At 62.1% G+C, this 14,837-nt stretch carries 20 protein-coding genes; 10 read left to right on the plus strand and 10 right to left on the minus strand.

Annotated features, from left to right (window positions below; translation table 11 throughout):
* The first annotated feature begins 52 nt into the window (after positions 1 to 52).
* Positions 53 to 454, plus strand: coding sequence for a hypothetical protein (locus tag F3J24_RS08940; RefSeq protein WP_167004889.1), 402 nt, complete (start codon positions 53 to 55; stop codon positions 452 to 454).
* A 117-nt stretch (positions 455 to 571) separates the two neighbouring features.
* Here F3J24_RS08940 and panC read toward each other — a convergent pair whose 3' ends face one another.
* Together panC and panB are read right to left on the minus strand one after the other, a co-directional pair.
* Entirely contained in the window at positions 572 to 1,411 is an 840-nt protein-coding gene (panC, locus tag F3J24_RS08945; protein WP_167004892.1) for a pantoate--beta-alanine ligase, read from the minus strand.
* A 40-nt stretch (positions 1,412 to 1,451) separates the two neighbouring features.
* On the minus strand, positions 1,452 to 2,321 hold the full coding sequence (panB, locus tag F3J24_RS08950) for a 3-methyl-2-oxobutanoate hydroxymethyltransferase (protein WP_167004895.1): 870 nt from the start codon (positions 2,319 to 2,321) through the stop codon (positions 1,452 to 1,454).
* A gap of 203 nt (positions 2,322 to 2,524) precedes the next feature.
* Here panB and F3J24_RS08955 point away from each other — a divergent pair, with 203 nt between their 5' ends.
* From F3J24_RS08955 to yiaA, 6 genes are all read left to right on the plus strand, one after another.
* Positions 2,525 to 3,259, plus strand: a complete 735-nt coding sequence (locus F3J24_RS08955) for a Crp/Fnr family transcriptional regulator (RefSeq protein WP_167004898.1) — start codon at positions 2,525 to 2,527, stop codon at positions 3,257 to 3,259.
* A 131-nt stretch (positions 3,260 to 3,390) separates the two neighbouring features.
* Positions 3,391 to 3,690, plus strand: a complete 300-nt coding sequence (locus tag F3J24_RS08960) for a DUF4148 domain-containing protein (RefSeq protein WP_167004902.1) — start codon at positions 3,391 to 3,393, stop codon at positions 3,688 to 3,690.
* Between the two features lie 162 nt (positions 3,691 to 3,852).
* Entirely contained in the window at positions 3,853 to 5,037 is a 1,185-nt protein-coding gene (pabB, locus tag F3J24_RS08965) for an aminodeoxychorismate synthase component I (RefSeq protein WP_167004905.1), read from the plus strand.
* Complete coding sequence (locus tag F3J24_RS08970; protein WP_167004908.1) at positions 5,034 to 5,666, plus strand: aminotransferase class IV; 633 nt, start codon at positions 5,034 to 5,036, stop codon at positions 5,664 to 5,666. Before pabB ends, F3J24_RS08970 begins: the two co-directional genes overlap by 4 nt.
* Before the next feature lie 49 nt (positions 5,667 to 5,715).
* Positions 5,716 to 6,288, plus strand: a complete 573-nt coding sequence (locus F3J24_RS08975) for a DUF4274 domain-containing protein (RefSeq protein WP_167004911.1) — start codon at positions 5,716 to 5,718, stop codon at positions 6,286 to 6,288.
* A 241-nt stretch (positions 6,289 to 6,529) separates the two neighbouring features.
* Positions 6,530 to 7,048, plus strand: coding sequence for an inner membrane protein YiaA (yiaA, locus tag F3J24_RS08980; RefSeq protein ID WP_167004914.1), 519 nt, complete (start codon positions 6,530 to 6,532; stop codon positions 7,046 to 7,048).
* 27 nt (positions 7,049 to 7,075) lie between these two features.
* Here the strand turns inward: yiaA and F3J24_RS08985 are convergent, their stop codons facing one another.
* The 3 genes from F3J24_RS08985 to panD all read right to left on the minus strand — a co-directional run bounded on the left by F3J24_RS08985 (position 7,076) and on the right by panD (position 8,696).
* Positions 7,076 to 7,786, minus strand: a complete 711-nt coding sequence (locus tag F3J24_RS08985; protein ID WP_167004917.1) for a tRNA-uridine aminocarboxypropyltransferase — start codon at positions 7,784 to 7,786, stop codon at positions 7,076 to 7,078.
* A 125-nt stretch (positions 7,787 to 7,911) separates the two neighbouring features.
* On the minus strand, positions 7,912 to 8,277 hold the full coding sequence (locus F3J24_RS08990; RefSeq protein WP_167004920.1) for a 5-carboxymethyl-2-hydroxymuconate Delta-isomerase: 366 nt from the start codon (positions 8,275 to 8,277) through the stop codon (positions 7,912 to 7,914).
* 38 nt (positions 8,278 to 8,315) lie between these two features.
* On the minus strand, positions 8,316 to 8,696 hold the full coding sequence (gene panD / locus F3J24_RS08995; RefSeq protein WP_003051941.1) for an aspartate 1-decarboxylase: 381 nt from the start codon (positions 8,694 to 8,696) through the stop codon (positions 8,316 to 8,318).
* 348 nt (positions 8,697 to 9,044) lie between these two features.
* On the opposite strand from panD, the gene F3J24_RS09000 reads away from it, so the two are divergent.
* Complete coding sequence (locus tag F3J24_RS09000; RefSeq protein WP_167004923.1) at positions 9,045 to 10,073, plus strand: porin; 1,029 nt, start codon at positions 9,045 to 9,047, stop codon at positions 10,071 to 10,073.
* Between the two features lie 152 nt (positions 10,074 to 10,225).
* Here F3J24_RS09000 and F3J24_RS09005 read toward each other — a convergent pair whose 3' ends face one another.
* From F3J24_RS09005 to F3J24_RS09025, 5 genes are all read right to left on the minus strand, one after another.
* The gene (locus F3J24_RS09005; RefSeq protein WP_167004926.1) at positions 10,226 to 10,591 is read right to left on the minus strand and encodes a 6-carboxytetrahydropterin synthase; all 366 of its coding nucleotides are present in this window, start codon (positions 10,589 to 10,591) and stop codon (positions 10,226 to 10,228) included.
* Positions 10,592 to 10,729: 138 nt separating this feature from the next.
* Positions 10,730 to 11,368, minus strand: coding sequence for a 7-carboxy-7-deazaguanine synthase (queE, locus tag F3J24_RS09010; RefSeq protein ID WP_167004930.1), 639 nt, complete (start codon positions 11,366 to 11,368; stop codon positions 10,730 to 10,732).
* A 136-nt stretch (positions 11,369 to 11,504) separates the two neighbouring features.
* A complete protein-coding gene (locus F3J24_RS09015; RefSeq protein ID WP_003051948.1) occupies positions 11,505 to 12,362 on the minus strand; it encodes a ScpA family protein in 858 nt (285 codons plus the stop codon).
* A gap of 70 nt (positions 12,363 to 12,432) precedes the next feature.
* Positions 12,433 to 12,639, minus strand: coding sequence for a DUF3460 family protein (locus F3J24_RS09020; protein ID WP_003051953.1), 207 nt, complete (start codon positions 12,637 to 12,639; stop codon positions 12,433 to 12,435).
* Between the two features lie 62 nt (positions 12,640 to 12,701).
* A complete protein-coding gene (locus F3J24_RS09025; RefSeq protein ID WP_167004933.1) occupies positions 12,702 to 13,163 on the minus strand; it encodes a hypothetical protein in 462 nt (153 codons plus the stop codon).
* Positions 13,164 to 13,269: 106 nt separating this feature from the next.
* Here F3J24_RS09025 and F3J24_RS09030 point away from each other — a divergent pair, with 106 nt between their 5' ends.
* Positions 13,270 to 13,776, plus strand: a complete 507-nt coding sequence (locus F3J24_RS09030; RefSeq protein WP_167004935.1) for an outer membrane protein assembly factor BamE — start codon at positions 13,270 to 13,272, stop codon at positions 13,774 to 13,776.
* A 359-nt stretch (positions 13,777 to 14,135) separates the two neighbouring features.
* Positions 14,136 to 14,813, plus strand: a complete 678-nt coding sequence (locus F3J24_RS09035; protein WP_167004938.1) for a YitT family protein — start codon at positions 14,136 to 14,138, stop codon at positions 14,811 to 14,813.
* Positions 14,814 to 14,837 lie beyond the last annotated feature (24 nt).

Raw genomic sequence — 14,837 nt, forward strand, 5'->3', positions numbered from 1 at the left:
GCAGCGGCCCTGGCCGCTGTTGCCAAGGTGCCATAGCGCTATGCTTGGACGCATGAATTTCGAGTTTGAAGATTCCGAGATCGCGGCAATCGGCCTGCACAACGGCGCGTTGCAGATCCGCTTTTCCGCTGCCCGTGTGCTTGACGGTGACCGAGCCGAGGCCGGGGAGGGCTTGTGGCAGCCGTTGCTATTGATATGCAAGCACATTGCGCAGACTGACAAAGCGCCAGAGGCGGATTTGACTCCAATCCTGGCCGCTGTGGGCCGTGTCCGGCAAGCGCAGCTGCATGTCGCCGGGCAGCGCCTGCGTCGCCTGCCCCTGCCTTTTGCCAGCGATGCGGGTTTTGTGCTGGAGCTGGAAATGGGCGACGGCCTGTTTTGCCGGCTCAAGGGGCAGGGGCTCGTGCTGCAGGCTCTGCCCAGTCAGTCGTCGGTGGACTCCTACCAATGCTGATGGCGCTCCTTGCCTCTGCATTGTTCTTGATGCTGGGCACCGCGCAGCTTGAGTCAGAGGCGCCGGGCAAGGGCCGGCATGCCCTTGCCGCCCAGCGCCTAAGAGGGAGACGGAATCCTAGAACTCCAGGTTGTCTATGAGCCGGGTGCTGCCCAGGCGTGCCGCCCCCAGGGCCACCAGATCACCGCTGCGCGCATCGACAGGTGTCTGCAGATCGTTGCGCTGGCGCACGCTCAGATAGTCGGGCTCCCAGCCCTTGGCGCGCAGCGCGGCCATGGCCTGCGCTTCGAGATCGGCAAGATTGCTGCCCTGGCGCGCGGCATCGGCCAGGGCCTTGAGCGCCTGCGACAGCGCCATGGCCTGCACGCGCTGTTCATCGCTGAGGTAGCCGTTGCGCGAGCTCAGGGCCAGGCCGCTGTCGGCGCGTGCCGTGGCGCAGCCGATGATCTCGATGGGCAGGGCGAACTGCTGCACCATGCGGCGGATCACCATCAGCTGCTGATAGTCCTTCTGTCCGAAAACGGCCGTGCCGCCACCCGTGGTGGCAAACACGGCCTGGAACAGCTTCATGACCACGGTGCAGACGCCAGTGAAGAAACCGGGGCGGAAGTGGCCTTCCAGGATGTCGGCCAGCTGCGCATCGGGCTGGACCTTGAAGGTCTGCGGCTCGGGGTAGAGGTCTTTCTCCCTGGGGGCGAAGACGATGTCGCAGCCTTCGGCTTCCAGCTTGGCGCAGTCGGCATCGAAGGTGCGTGGGTAGCTGTCGAAGTCTTCGTGAGGCAGGAACTGCAGGCGGTTCACGAAGATGCTGGCCACGGTCACATCGCCGTGCTGGCGGGCCTGGCGCACGAGGCTGAGATGGCCTTCGTGCAGATTGCCCATGGTGGGTACGAAAGCAGGGCGACCGCGACCGGCCAGAGCGGCGCGCAGGTCGGCGATGGTGTGAACGATTTGCATGACTCGAACAGTGGGGGAAAACGAAAACAAAGGCCCGGGTTCACCAAGCGTGCAGCGCATTGTCAGGGAAGCTGCCATTCTTGACCGCTTGCACATAGGCTTCCATGGCGCCCTTGACGCTGCCGGCATCGGCCATGAAGTTATGCACGAACTTGGCCATCTTGCCCAGATTCACGCCCAGCATGTCATGCAGCACCAGAACCTGGCCGGCCGTGCCATTGCCCGCGCCAATGCCGATGGTGTGGCACAGCGGCAGCTCCTCGGTCAGCTGGGCGGAGAGGGCTGCGGGCACCATCTCCAGCACCAGCATGGAGGCCCCTGCGTCCTGAAGCTCCAGCGCATGCTGGCGCAGCGTGGCTGCTGCCTGCTCGTCCTTGCCCTGGACGCGGTAGCCGCCCAGTGCATGCACGGTCTGCGGCGTCAGACCCAGGTGGGCACAGACGGGCACGCCGCGGTCGACGAGAAAGCGCACGGTGGGAGCCGTCCAGCCGCCGCCTTCGAGCTTGACCATATGGGCGCCGGCCTGCATCAGCTGGCAGGCGCTGCGCATGGCCTGCTCGGGACTTTCGGCATAGCTGCCATAGGGCATGTCGGCAATCACCCAGGCCGTAGCCTGGGCACGGTGCAGGCCGCGCGTGACGCTGGCCGTGTGATAGGCCATATCCTCAAGTGTCACCCCCACGGTGCTGTGTAGTCCCTGGCAGACCATGCCCAGCGAGTCGCCGACCAGAATGCACTCCACACCGGCCGCATCGGCCACGGCGGCAAACGTGGCGTCGTAGGCGGTCAGCATGGTGATTTTTTCACCGGCAGCGCGCATCTGGGTCAGTCGTGGCAGGCTGACGGGGCGGCGCTGGGGCTGGGGTGAAGAGGGGGGGATGGTGCCGTAAGGCGTACCGGTAGCGGTCATGGGATGTCTCCTGGTCTTGTCTATGGCGGGACCCCGCAGAAAAGCCTGCAGGCAAATTTGCCCGCGAGTCTATGCGATGCTGCGCTGCAGCGCCACGTTAAAACAGGGTATGGCTGCTGTCGTCCGCCTTACTATGCTGTGGGCTCAGCTTTGCATGGCCCTGCGTTTTCCGGCCTTTCATTTCTTTTTGCACAAGGTTGTTCATGTCCATGCTCGAGTCCCTGCAGCCGTCGGTTTCAGCGCCTGTGTCAGCCGTGGCCTGGCAGGGACTGCGCAGCGTGGGCTGGCTGGAGTCGCTGTCCGATGAGAGGCTGTCGGTGCTGGCGGGGAAATGCCTGTGGCACCGGCTGGAGGCGGGGCAGGTGCTGCACGGCGCCTACACCGATCAACGCATGTACATGCTGATCAACGGCCAGCTCAGTGTCGGCAGCTACAGCGCCAGCGGGCGGGCCATGATTCTGGGCTATCTGGAACCCGGTTTCTTTTTTGGTGCGTTCGCGCCGCAGCCCCCGGTTCGCCATGTCTCCGTGCAGGTGCAGGCCACGCATGAGAGCCTGGTTGCATCGCTATCGAATGCCGAGCTTGAAGCACTGATCATGAGCGATGTTCTGGTTATGCGGGCCGTGGTCCAGCGGCTCAGCGAGCTGGCAGGGGTGCTGGCGCGGCGCGTGGTCAGTCTGGGAACCCTCACGGTGCGCGGCCGTCTGCATGCCCAGTTGCTGGAGCGTGCCGAGATGGCGGGCGTCGAGAACGACGAGGCACTGCTGTCGCCGGCTCCGCGCCAGAACGATCTGGCGCTGATGCTGGGCACCAGCCGCGAAGAGGTCGCACGCGAGATGTCGCGGCTCACGCGCCTGGGCCTGCTCAGGCGCGAGGGACGCAATCTGCGCCTTTGCCGTGTAGATGGTCTGCGGCTTCTGCTCGAGGAAGCACATTGATTTTCCGCAATGTGGAATGAATTTTTGCGTGAGAAAACGCACAGACGGCCTGCGGGACCGGGCGCATAGTTCAGCCATACAGCAGCGAGACAGGTCTTCTTTCCGCTGCTGCGCCGTTGAAAGGATTGAAAATGCGCGCCCTTACCCGTTTGTTGACCGCCGCCGTGCTGACTGCCAGCGCCGCTGCGGCCATGGCTCAAGACCTCCCCCAAACTCCCGTAACCTCCAGCAAAAGCCGTGCCGAAGTGATGGCCGACCTCGAGATGTACCAGCGCGCCGGCCTGGGCTATATACCCACGCCAGCGGCTTACGTCGAGACTGAATTCAGCAGCGAGTACCGCAAGGCCTATGCCGAATACCAGCGCCTGCTGGCCAGCCCTGCCTACACGGCTGCCGTGGCCAAGTACCAGTCGCAGCTGGGCGGCAAGTAAAAGAGTTCTCTCTTAGCCATCCGATAGAGGTGGCCCATTGGTGGATGCGCGCTGAGGGATTCCTTCAGCGCGTTTTTTTATGCCGGCAATGCCAAGCGGATGGATATAGCAAGTTTGATAGCATTCCGCGCATGTCGACAGTGCGCTTGCAGGTGATCTGACTTGAAAACCGTTCTTGATTTCACCGCTCCCTGGCAGGCTGGAGCAGCCCGTCTGCATCATGGCTTTGGCGAGCCCGAACAAGTCTTGCAAGCGCATCGCCCCGAGGACGTGCCTGCCGTGCTGGAGGCCGTGCAGCAGGCTGCCGAGCAAGGCCTGTGGTGCGTGGGTTGGCTGGCCTACGAGGCGGCCGCAGCTTTTGACCGTGCCTATGGAGATGCTGTACATGCCTCTCCATCGGGTCAGCCGCTGGCATGGTTCGGCCTGCATCGCGCGCCGCTGGCGATGGATGTGCCGCCCCGGCCGCAACAGACCGCAGCGGTGCATTGGCAGACGGCGCTCAGCCGCGAACAGTTCGATGCCCATGTGGCACGCATCCATGCGGCGATTGCGGCGGGCGACTGCTATCAGATCAATTACACGGCCCCCCTGACTGCCGAGCTTGGGGAGCTGCAGCATGGCGATGCCAGCGCACTGGCCCAGGCGCTGTTCGCAAGGCTGCAGCAGGCCCAGCCCGGCGGCTATGCGGCCCTGGTCGATTGCGGCGACATGCAGGTGCTGTCGCTGTCACCCGAGCTGTTTTTCGACTGGGACGGGGAGCGGATTCTGACCCGCCCCATGAAGGGCACCGCGGCGCGTGGCAAGACCCCGCAAGCCGATGCACGGGCCGCGCAAACCATGCGCGAGTCGGTCAAGGAGCGGGCCGAGAACGTGATGATTGTGGATTTGCTGCGCAACGATCTGTCGCGTATTGCCGTGCCGCACAGCGTGAAAGTGCCGCAGCTGTTTCAGGTCCAGGCGCTGCCGGCCGTCTGGCAGATGACCTCGGATGTGGTGGCACGCACGCGTCCGGATGTGCGGCTGGTGGATGTGTTCGCAGCGCTGTTTCCCTGCGGCTCGATCACCGGGGCGCCCAAGCGTCAGGCCATGCGCCTGATTCGCGAGCTGGAGCCCGAGCCCCGAGGCGTCTACTGCGGCGCGCTGGGCGTGGTCCGGCCGGGGGCCGGGCCGGGGCGTATTCACGCCAGCTTCAATGTTCCCATTCGCACTGTGGTGCTCAAGAATGGGCGTCTGAGCTGCGGCATAGGCAGCGGCATCACGGCCAGCGCCAATGCGGCCGATGAATGGATGGAATGGCAACACAAGCAGGCTTTTCTGAAGGTGCTTGAACAAGGCGTCGGCGCATGAATACGAATCTTGAAATTCTCGAAACCCTGGCACTCAAGGATGGCCGCTGGCAGAACTGGGCTTTGCACTGGGCCCGTTTGCAGATCACGGCGCAGCATTTTCGCTATCCGCTGATGCAGATGCAGCTGGAGTCCGATATGGAGCGCATGGCCAGTCAGACGCATTCCATGGGCGACTGGCGCGTGCGGCTGGCGCTTTCGGCCACGGGCGAGATGCAGATCACGGCCGAGCCTCTGCCGCCGACTGCTCAGCCCGTCGCGCTGCAGCTGGCGCATCGGCCCATCGCCAATGCGGTGGCGTACAGCGATGTGGTGCGTTTCAAAACCTCGGTACGTCAGCATTACGACGCTTTCAGACCCCAGAGCGCCGGCATTTTCGATATCGTACTTTTCAACGAGGACGGCCAGATCACCGAAAGCACGCGCGGCAATATTGCCGTGCAGCTCGATGGGCGCTGGGTCACGCCGCCGCTGCAGTGCGGCTTGCTCCCGGGCGTGGGGCGGGCGCTGGCCCTGTCGCAGGGACGGCTGACAGAGCAGGTGGTGACGCTGGAACAGGCGCGTCATGCCGACGGCTGGGCCTTCATCAATAGCCTGCGCGGCTGGCTGGATGCTCGTTTGATCGCCTAGGGGCGGTTTGTTATTGTGCTGACGTAAGCAACCTGGAGGAGTCTCAGCCATGGATGACGACGACTTTGATGCCCTGTACCTGGACCTGATGAAGGAATTCCTGGCCACTGCGACACCACTGCAATGGCTGGCCGTGGTCACCACCATGAACTACGACAACGGCAGTGCCTTGCCTGACTGGATCAGCAAGCATCCCAAGCTGGAGCCCGCCGTTGCCAAGGCGCTGTATTGGTACCAGCAGCCGGGCTACTTCCAGCACTATGCCTCGCAGGACAAGGTGCCCGGCATCAACCGCCCGGGCTGGGCCCGCATACAGGCGCTGAGCCAGCGCTTCGAGCAGGACAATCTGGCTCCCGCCACCATCGGCTGGGACCCGGCCAATGATCTGGCGTCGCCCACGGGCAATGAAAAGCACCCGGGCTATGACTGGACCAGCGAAGCCGTCAAGGGCGATGAGGCCAAATGGCAGATTCCAGCCATCATGCTGCTGGCCGTGCCCGGCGAGCAACCCGATATCTATGCCTATGTCGACGAGCATGGCTGGGAAGACGGCATGCCGCCCCATGTCCAGGAAGAGCTCAATGCCGCCATGGATGGAGATGAAGTCGAGGACGAGGATTAGCGCCTGCGCGCCCGGTTGCTGCGCCCACGCAAGCCTTTGCTTGGGACACTGTGGACCGATGCCCGTGCACCGGTTGAAGCAGTTGCCACCGAGGGGCGCGGCCTGGCCGGTTCAGGTAATTCAGTGACTGACGAGCAAAACAGCTCTTTGAGTATCATTTAACGATACCTTGTGAAGAAGGGCTTGGCTTGGGCGAGCGGATTTTCTACTATCCGTTCACCACAACTTCCGAGACTCGCTCATGAACCCCCAAGCCATCACCAGCCACAAGCCTTCCGCCGCTTTTGTCGGCGCATCCTGGGCCGCCTTGCTGCTGGGCGTCGTCGCTTTCATGGCCGGGCTGTGGAATGCAGCCATGCAGCTCAACGAGAAAGGCTTTTACTTTGCCGTGCTGGTGCTGGGTCTGTACTCGGCCATCTCGCTGCAGAAAACCGTGCGTGACAAGCTGGAAGGCGTTGCTGTGACCGGCATTTACTTCGGCATCAGCTGGGTGGCGCTGATCATTGCGGTGCTGCTGCTGGGCACAGGTCTCTTCAATGCCACGTTGCAGCTCAGTGAAAAAGGTTTCTATGCCATGGCGTTTGCGCTGGCCCTGTTCGGTGCGATTGCCGTGCAGAAAAATACCCGCGACAGCCTGAGCGCCGATGATGGCACGGCAGAGCACAAGCGCGGCAAGAGTGAGCGTAGCGGGCCTGCTCTGGTGGTGACCGATCCCGCCAAGTCCGCCGATGTGCCCGAGCAGGTGGCTAATAACCGCTGAGCCGGAAAACGGGTTGACCGCTGAATCTCAGGCGCTCCTTTGGGGCGCCTGATTGCATTGGCGCAGCTGCAGCTGCTGCGCCACAAACTGACTGAAGACTTCCTGCAGCGCGGCATGGGCCGCCGCGTCCTCGGGCCGCTTCTGCAGTTGCGCCAGGGCCAGGGTCGCCGCCTCGAAGCTGGAGAGCTGCCCGGGCAGATGGGCCTTGCGGATGGCGTAGCCGGAGTCCTCCACGCCGAGCAGGGGCAGGCGCGGCAGGGCCTGCAGTGCAGGATTGAGATAGAGCATCTTGCGGCTTTTGCGCCAGGTGCCGTCGATGATCACCAGCCGCAGACGCTCTGGCGGCTGCGGCCAGGGCAAAGGCAGGGGACTGGCTGCAGCCAGTCCCAGGGTGGCATCCTGGCTTGCTGTATCGGGGTAGAGCAGAAGGTTGTGGCGGGGCGCACTATCGGTATCGGCGGTATCGGCGGTATTGGCGGTATTGGCCCTGCTGGCCCATCTTCCATGCAGAGCCGCTTCCAGTTCGGCGGCATCGAATTCCTCGCCCACCATGACCCGGCTGCGGGGCAGGCACAGATGCAGCAGATGCCCGGTGCCCTTGGCTTCGTGCACTTCCATGGGATGCATGAGGATCAGCACTTCGACCTGATGTGCGACCGGCCTGGCCAGCGTGCAGACGCAGGTGCGCAGCGCCCGGTGACAGCGGGGGCAGCGGGGGCGAGGCTCGGGTTTGCTCATGATTCAGGAGCTGCTTGCTCTTTTAGGGTAAGTGGTTGAGGCGATTTTTATCTCAAGCCAAGGCCCCCAAAACAAAAACGCCCGCAAGCATGGCTGCGGGCGCTCTGGCTTGTGTGGCCGAGGGTTTACAGGCGGCCCTTGAAGTAGGTGGCCTTGTCCATATCGGACACGTCCACGCTCAGCTGCACCAGCACATCAGCAGGCTGGGGCACCAGACGGCGCAGGACTTCGGCAATGCCGTCCGACATCTGCTTCTTGGCTTCGGTGCTGCGACCGGCCATCAGCTGCAGGTGCACATGTACGAAGCCTCGGTTCTCGGGCTGGGTGCCGATATAGACATGGTCCATGTTCAGGCGGGCAATGCGGGCCTTGACATCGGCTTCATCGAGAACGGTGGGGTGGGAGCAGACCACGGCGTTGATGTCGCGCATCAGTTCGCGTTCGTTCAGGCCGGTCAGGTTGTCGGTGTATTCAATATGCAGATGAGGCATGGAGTTCTCTCGCTCGATTTGGGAGGCAAAAGCCGTTTTTACAGCATCTGGGTGGGCACTTTGTGGCGCAGCTCGACCTGTTTGTTGCTGTCGTCCACAAAGACCAGCTGCGGCTGGTGCTCGGCCACATCGCTTTCATGAACCTGGGCGAAGGCGGCAATGATGAGCAGGTCGCCCACGCTGGCCCGGCGAGCGGCCGAACCGTTGACGGAAATCATGCCCGTGCCGCGCTCGCCCTTGATGGCGTAGGTCACAAAGCGCTCGCCATTGTCGATATTCCAGATATGGACTTGTTCGTTCTCAGCAATGTTGGCGGCATCCAGCAGATCCTCGTCGATGGCGCAGGAGCCTTCGTAGTGCAGCTCGCATTGCGTGGTCTTGACACGGTGGATCTTGGATTTGAGCAGGGTGCGGAACATGTTTGTCTCTCTGGGGCGCTTTGCGCGTTGCTGAAATGGGGCAGGCCTGTGCTTGCGAAAAATCACGCAAGTCTAAATGCGATCGGCAAAACCCATGTAGTTCATTGAGGGCATTGACAGGGAAATGCGGCGCCTTCGCATTACCGGTGTTGAAAGTTCTGCCAGTCACTGATGTAGGACGATGTGACGATTGTCGTTGTGATTGTTGTTTTGTTGCGAATTTAAGGGTTGTAACTAATGTTTCATTTTCACTTTGTTTAATGACTTCAGTCCCAGACGGGGCCCGTCCAAGGCAGGCCGTAGCCGTACTGCATGGGCTTTCTCATTTCTACAAACACAGTGAACAGCATGAAACGAACTCTTCTCGCCCTTGCAGCCCTGACCGTCTCCGCCGGTGCCCTGGCTCAATCCAGCGTTACCGTCTTTGGCGTGGCCGACGTGTCGGTGGCCCACATCTCCACGACCGGCAAAAGCGTGTCCGGTCTGGCCAACGGTGGCAACTCCAGCAGCCGTCTGGGCTTCCGCGGCGTGGAAGATCTGGGCGGCGGCCTGAAGGCCGATTTCTGGCTGGAAGGCAGCCTGAGCGTGGACGACGGCACGGCTTCCGGCTTCAAGTTCGATCGCCGCTCCACCGTCAGCCTGCTGGGCAACTTCGGTGAAGTGCGCCTGGGTCGTGACAAGACCCCCGCCTACCAGAACCTGGAAACCTTCCATGCCTTCGGTGACACCGGCATGGGCGCCATCAACGGCCATAACCTGATCAGCGGTTCGGCTGCAGGCACTTCCGAAGGCTCCAACCCCAAGCGCAACTCCAACGCCATCAGCTATCTGCTGCCCAAGCTGGGCGGCTTCTACGGTCAGGTGACCCACAGCTTTGGCGAGCAGGCCGGCGACCACAGCCTGGCCAGCTCCACCGGCCTGCGTCTGGGCTATGCCAACGGTCCCTTGAACGTTGCCGCAGCCTACGGCATCGCACGTGGCGGCACAGCTGCCGTCGGCGTGGACTACAAGACCATGAATCTGGGTGCTTCCTACAACTTCGGCGTTGTCACTCCCATGCTGCTGATCGCGTCCGACCGCGGCAACGGCAAGCGTGTCGATCTGTACAGCCTGGGCGTGAAGATGCCTCTGGGCGCCGGCGAACTGCGTGCTGCCTACACCTGGTACAAGGACAAGAAGCAAAGCGATGCGGACTCCCAGCGTCTGGCTCTGGGCTATGGCTACAAGCTGTCCAAGCGCACCGAAATCTATGCGGCCGTGGCACGCATGAGCAACGACGACAAGGCTTCCCGCAAGCTGGGTTCGTCGCTGAGCCCTACACCCGCTGTGGGCAAGAGCCTGACGGGTTACGAAATCGGCCTGCGCCACAATTTCTAAGAGCATAGGCAGTCAAGAACTGCGGCGTCTGCCGCACTCTGCTGCCTGATGATCTTGCCGAGTTAGGCCTCCTGGTGGGAAAGCCGTCTGACTCTCAGCAAGCTGGCCCCGCAATAGCGGGGCCTTTTTTTGTTGTACCTGCGCGCCTGTCCTCAGGACAGGTCAAGCACGCAGCCATCGCCGATGCTGTCGCGCCAGACGCGGATGCGGCTGGGCGCAGGCTGAAGGTCGGCCAGGGCGCTGGCGATGAAGAGACAGAGGTTTTCCAGCGTGGGCTTGCCCAGGCCGGGCACTTCATCGAGAAAGTGATGGTCTAGCTGATCGCGCAGCAGCTCCAGGCGCGCGCGCAGGTGGCCGAGGTCGATGACCATGCCGTTGTCCGGATTACGCGGGCCGCTTACGCTGACTTCCGCCCAGTAAGTATGGCCGTGAATACGGCGGCTGCTCTCGGTCTCGATAGCGCGCTCCAGGGTATGGGCGGCATCGAAGAAAAAACGCTGGTGAACGGTGAACTGCATATCAGTGATCGGTGACGCTGAGCATTGCCTTCGGCCTTTGAGCTGGGAACGGACCCCATGGCGGACGGCCAGCAAGGGCCGCCCCGTAGCAAAGGCCGTCGTCCCCCTGGGGGGAAGGCGCAAAGCGACTCAGGGGGGTCATCTAATTCCAGTGAGCTTGTGGGTTTGCAGGCTCAGGCGCCAGCCGGGGCGTTGCATGCATTGCTCGATACAAGCGGCAATATTGCCGCTCTGCTGGGCGTTGTCCATGGGCTGCAGAAAATAGTGCTGGAAATCGGTGCTGGCTTCAATGGCCGCCAGGTCGAATGTGGGCTGAGGCCAGACCAATTTGAGCTCCTGGCCGCTGCGCTGAATCCAGTCAGCACCAGCCTTGGGGCTGATGCACAGCCAGTCTATGCCCTCGGGTGCGGCCACCGTGCCGTTGCTTTCCACCGAAATACGAAAACCGCGCGCATGCAGGGCGGCGATCAGGGCAGCATCGACCTGCAGCAAAGGCTCACCGCCCGTCAGCACCACCATGCGGTGCAGGCTGTCGTCGGCAGGCCACTGGCTCAGAATGCGCTCGGCCAGCGCATCGGCCGTGGCGAACTTGCCGCCCAGCGTGCCGTCGGTGCCGACAAAATCGGTGTCGCAGAACTGGCAGACGGCATTGGGCCTATCCTGCTCGCGGCCGGTCCACAGATTGCAGCCCGCAAAGCGGCAGAACACGGCGGGCGTGCCGGCCTGGCCGCCTTCACCCTGCAAGGTGTAGAAAATTTCTTTGACGCTGTATGTCATGTCGTATGTGTCGCGTCAAGGCGCGGTGGAACAGAAGGCTGGCGTGCTACAGCCCGGGATGCGAATGTAAGCCCTTGCTGAACTTCTGGTGGGCCATAGGGTTACAAGGCGCTTGCCTTGCAGGCGGTCGCAGGCCTCAAACCGGTGTATAGGCCAGGCGCACATAAATCGGTGCGTAGGCTTCGGCCTGGGTGATTTCGATCAGCGTTTCCTTGGCCAGCTCCAGCATGGCGATAAAGGTCACGACCAGCACGGTCGAGCCTTTTTCCGGATTGAAGATGCGCTCGAACTCCACGAAACGCTGGCCCTGCAGCTGCTTGAGGATCTGGCTCATGTATTCGCGCACCGACAGCTCTTCGCGCGTGATCTTGTGGCTTTGCACCAGCTTGGCACGCTTGAGGATGTCGCGCCAGGCCGCTTGCAGCTCGCCGATTTCCACATCCGGAAAGCGCGGTTGCAGGCTTTGCTCGATATAGACCGTAGCCTTGAGAAAGTCGCGTCCGTAGGTGGGCAACTGCCCCAGCTGCTGCGCGGCCAGCTTCATCTGCTCGTATTCGAGCAGGCGGCGCACGAGCTCGGCGCGCGGATCCTCGGCTTCCTCGCCGTCCTCCTGCTTCTTGGGCGGCAGCAGCATGCGCGACTTGATCTCGATGAGCATGGCCGCCATCAGCAGATACTCGGCTGCCAGCTCCAGATTGCGGCTGCGCACCTCGTCCACATAGGTCATGTACTGGCGCGTCACGTCCAGCATGGGGATGTCGAGGATGTTGAAGTTCTGCTTGCGGATCAGATAGAGCAGCAAGTCCAGCGGGCCTTCAAAGGCTTCGAGAAAGACTTCCAGCGCATCGGGCGGGATATAGAGATCCTGGGGCAGCGCAAACAGCGGCTCGCCGTACAGGCGTGCAAGAGCCACCTGATCGACGACCGAAGGCGACGGGTCAGGGGCGTCCGGGTTCTGGCCCGGCAACAGGGTCTGTTCTTCAGCCTCGCTCATGGTCTGCTATGGATTGCAGAGCTGAGCGCGCTTGATGAGTAAGCGCTTGAGGCTGATTTCATCGAAAAGATCAGGAGTGGTTGGTCTGGTACACGTAGGGCTGTTGTTCCACGCGGCCGGCGCGCAGATCTTCCCAGACTTCATAGTTCACGTCCTTGTCCCACAGCAGGGCGCGACCGGCTTGCTGTTGCTTGTCCAGCTCGGGCTTTTGCTGCTTCAGGTCGTTGATGAAGTTGGTGGTGTCGGAACGGTAGTCGGGGCGACGGAAGAAAGACATATGTGTAAAACCTCTCAGAACAGCGGATTTTAGCCCGTCGCGGACGCTAGGCCCACACCGGGCTATTTCAGATCCTTGAGACAGATCTGCGCGAACTCCTTGCAGTCGTCCGAGGCCAGAGGCGAATCGACGATCTTGCGCAGCGCGGCGGCAAATTCGGGGGCTCCGACCGGGTTAGGGTCGCCGCGCTGAAAGTCTTCATCCACGCGCATGGTGCGGTCCAGCCAGCCTATCACCTGCACGCTGGGTTGACGCTCCAGCGACGCCAGCAAGGCCGGGGTGTAGGAGGCCATGGGGTGTTCCTCGATCAGGCTGCCGAACGGGCCGGGGCCGCCGTAGTCGAGCTCGGGATAGGCTTCGATCAGCGTCAGGATATGCGGCAGAACCTGCTCCAGTGCAGCTTCCTGCAGTGTCTCCAGGTGTTCGTAGACGGGATCGATGATCAGCCATTTGTCCTGCTGATCCCGGGCCGCCTGCGCGTCGTTGGTGAATTGGGAAAACAGTTGCTCAAGGGTTGTGTTCACGAGGGATGGCTCCGTTTTGACAAGCGTTTGCAAAAGTGGCGCGCGTGCGCGGGTGGCTTGCTGTCAGAATTCGTATTCTGTCTGGCAAGCATTGTGATTCAAGCCCATGAATATTTTTTCGCGTATGACGGCAGCCCTGGCGGCGGCTGCGATCAGCACCCTGGCGCTGCTGGGCTGCGACGAGCAGAAGATCAAGGAGCTGGAGGAGGGCCTGTCCACCGAGGCCGATGTGCGCGCGAAGTTTGGCGAGCCCGAGCGCATCTGGAACGAGGAAGACGGATCGCGCACCTTTGAGTACAACCGCCAGCCGGCCGGTGCCAAGAACTACATGATCACCATAGGCGCTGACGGCAAGATGAGTGCGTTGCGCCAGGTGCTGGCCCCGCATGTGTTTGCCAAGGTCGTGCCCGGCATGGACCAGAACCAGGTGCGCCGCATGCTGGGCAAGCCCGCCAAGATGATGACTTACAAGCTCAAGCAGGAAACCGACTGGGACTGGAACTACATTGATCCGCCCGCGCGCGAGATGCAGTTCACGGTGACCTTTGGTCCCGATGGCCGAGTGCTGCGCACGCTCAACCGCGAACGCCTGCCCGACGAGCCGCGCGGCTGATCGCCCGCAAAGCGGCCGGATCTGCGCAAAGCCCTGCCTGCGATGGTGCAGTCAGGGCTTTTTTGCATCCGGTCCAGAGTCGCCCGAGTGCCGGGTTGCTGCGCGAAGGCTGTGTATGCCATGCTTCCTTATCGATAGCTTCAAGCGCTCTACCAGCATAGGATTAGGGCCGAAAATACTGAAATTTCAGCAGCGATCGGTACCGAAATGCCCCTCTACAGTTTGTTGCGTTGCAGCAAATAATGCACATATAGCATGAGTCCATCCGTAAAATTAAGGGGTTTCCCGGTGTTACCCACGCCGGCTCGCCCTTGGTCTTTATCGAGACTTCGGGCACCCATATTGCTGTCCTACCCGACATGTCCACACCGCTATCTTCTTCCGCCGGTCCTGCTCTGGTCGGCCGCATGGATGCCCCCGCTGCTGCGGCACCGGCCACTTCGGGCCTGCGCCATGGCCGCTTCGAGGACGCACAGGCCTTGTTCACGGGCTCGCTGTTTGTCTCCATCACCATGATGCTGTTTGCCCAGGCGGGCTTGCTCACGGGCAGCACGGCGGGCATTGCCTTTTTGCTGCACTATGTGACGGGACTGCCTTTCGGCGCCATCTTCTTTGTCATCAATCTGCCGTTCTATTGGTTCGCCTGGAAGCGCATGGGCGCGGAGTTCACGATCAAGACCTTTGTCTCGGTTGCCATGCTGGCGCTGATGGCCGATGTGGGCCCGCGCTTCATTCATATCGACTACCTGAATCCGCTCTATGCGGCCGTGGCGGGCGGTTTGCTCATGGGATCGGGTTGCCTGTTCCTGGCACGGCATCGCTCCAGTCTGGGAGGAGCCACCATCGTCTCGCTCTATCTGCAGGACCGCTACGGCATTCGCGCCGGCAAGGTGCAAATGATGATCGATTGCAGCGTGGTACTGCTGGCGCTGGCCATCGTGCCGCTGGAGCGGGTGGCGTATTCGGTGCTGGCGGCGGTGATCATGAGCATGTTTCTGTGGATCAGCCATCGCCCCGGCCGCTACCAAGGTAATTGAAGTGCTTGGCCCCAACAAAAAGCC

Origin of the sequence: Comamonas sp. Tr-654, from assembly GCF_011752915.1 — a bacterium.
Lineage (GTDB): Bacteria > Pseudomonadota > Gammaproteobacteria > Burkholderiales > Burkholderiaceae_C > Comamonas.

What these genes read in the sequence shown, in the direction of transcription:
- F3J24_RS08940 (WP_167004889.1), top strand. Translation starts at nt 53, where the DNA reads ATGAATTTCGAGTTTGAAGATTCCGAGATCGCGGCAATCGGCCTGCAC.
- F3J24_RS08990 (WP_167004920.1), bottom strand. Translation starts at nt 8,277, where the DNA reads ATGCCTCATCTGCATATTGAATACACCGACAACCTGACCGGCCTGAAC.
- F3J24_RS09000 (WP_167004923.1), top strand. Translation starts at nt 9,045, where the DNA reads ATGAAACGAACTCTTCTCGCCCTTGCAGCCCTGACCGTCTCCGCCGGT.
- panC (WP_167004892.1), bottom strand. Translation starts at nt 1,411, where the DNA reads ATGCAAATCGTTCACACCATCGCCGACCTGCGCGCCGCTCTGGCCGGT.
- yiaA (WP_167004914.1), top strand. Translation starts at nt 6,530, where the DNA reads ATGAACCCCCAAGCCATCACCAGCCACAAGCCTTCCGCCGCTTTTGTC.
- F3J24_RS09035 (WP_167004938.1), top strand. Translation starts at nt 14,136, where the DNA reads ATGTCCACACCGCTATCTTCTTCCGCCGGTCCTGCTCTGGTCGGCCGC.
- F3J24_RS09005 (WP_167004926.1), bottom strand. Translation starts at nt 10,591, where the DNA reads ATGCAGTTCACCGTTCACCAGCGTTTTTTCTTCGATGCCGCCCATACC.
- panB (WP_167004895.1), bottom strand. Translation starts at nt 2,321, where the DNA reads ATGACCGCTACCGGTACGCCTTACGGCACCATCCCCCCCTCTTCACCC.
- panD (WP_003051941.1), bottom strand. Translation starts at nt 8,696, where the DNA reads ATGTTCCGCACCCTGCTCAAATCCAAGATCCACCGTGTCAAGACCACG.
- F3J24_RS08960 (WP_167004902.1), top strand. Translation starts at nt 3,391, where the DNA reads ATGCGCGCCCTTACCCGTTTGTTGACCGCCGCCGTGCTGACTGCCAGC.
- F3J24_RS08975 (WP_167004911.1), top strand. Translation starts at nt 5,716, where the DNA reads ATGGATGACGACGACTTTGATGCCCTGTACCTGGACCTGATGAAGGAA.
- F3J24_RS08970 (WP_167004908.1), top strand. Translation starts at nt 5,034, where the DNA reads ATGAATACGAATCTTGAAATTCTCGAAACCCTGGCACTCAAGGATGGC.
- F3J24_RS08985 (WP_167004917.1), bottom strand. Translation starts at nt 7,786, where the DNA reads ATGAGCAAACCCGAGCCTCGCCCCCGCTGCCCCCGCTGTCACCGGGCG.
- queE (WP_167004930.1), bottom strand. Translation starts at nt 11,368, where the DNA reads ATGACATACAGCGTCAAAGAAATTTTCTACACCTTGCAGGGTGAAGGC.
- F3J24_RS09030 (WP_167004935.1), top strand. Translation starts at nt 13,270, where the DNA reads ATGAATATTTTTTCGCGTATGACGGCAGCCCTGGCGGCGGCTGCGATC.
- F3J24_RS09015 (WP_003051948.1), bottom strand. Translation starts at nt 12,362, where the DNA reads ATGAGCGAGGCTGAAGAACAGACCCTGTTGCCGGGCCAGAACCCGGAC.
- F3J24_RS08955 (WP_167004898.1), top strand. Translation starts at nt 2,525, where the DNA reads ATGTCCATGCTCGAGTCCCTGCAGCCGTCGGTTTCAGCGCCTGTGTCA.
- F3J24_RS09020 (WP_003051953.1), bottom strand. Translation starts at nt 12,639, where the DNA reads ATGTCTTTCTTCCGTCGCCCCGACTACCGTTCCGACACCACCAACTTC.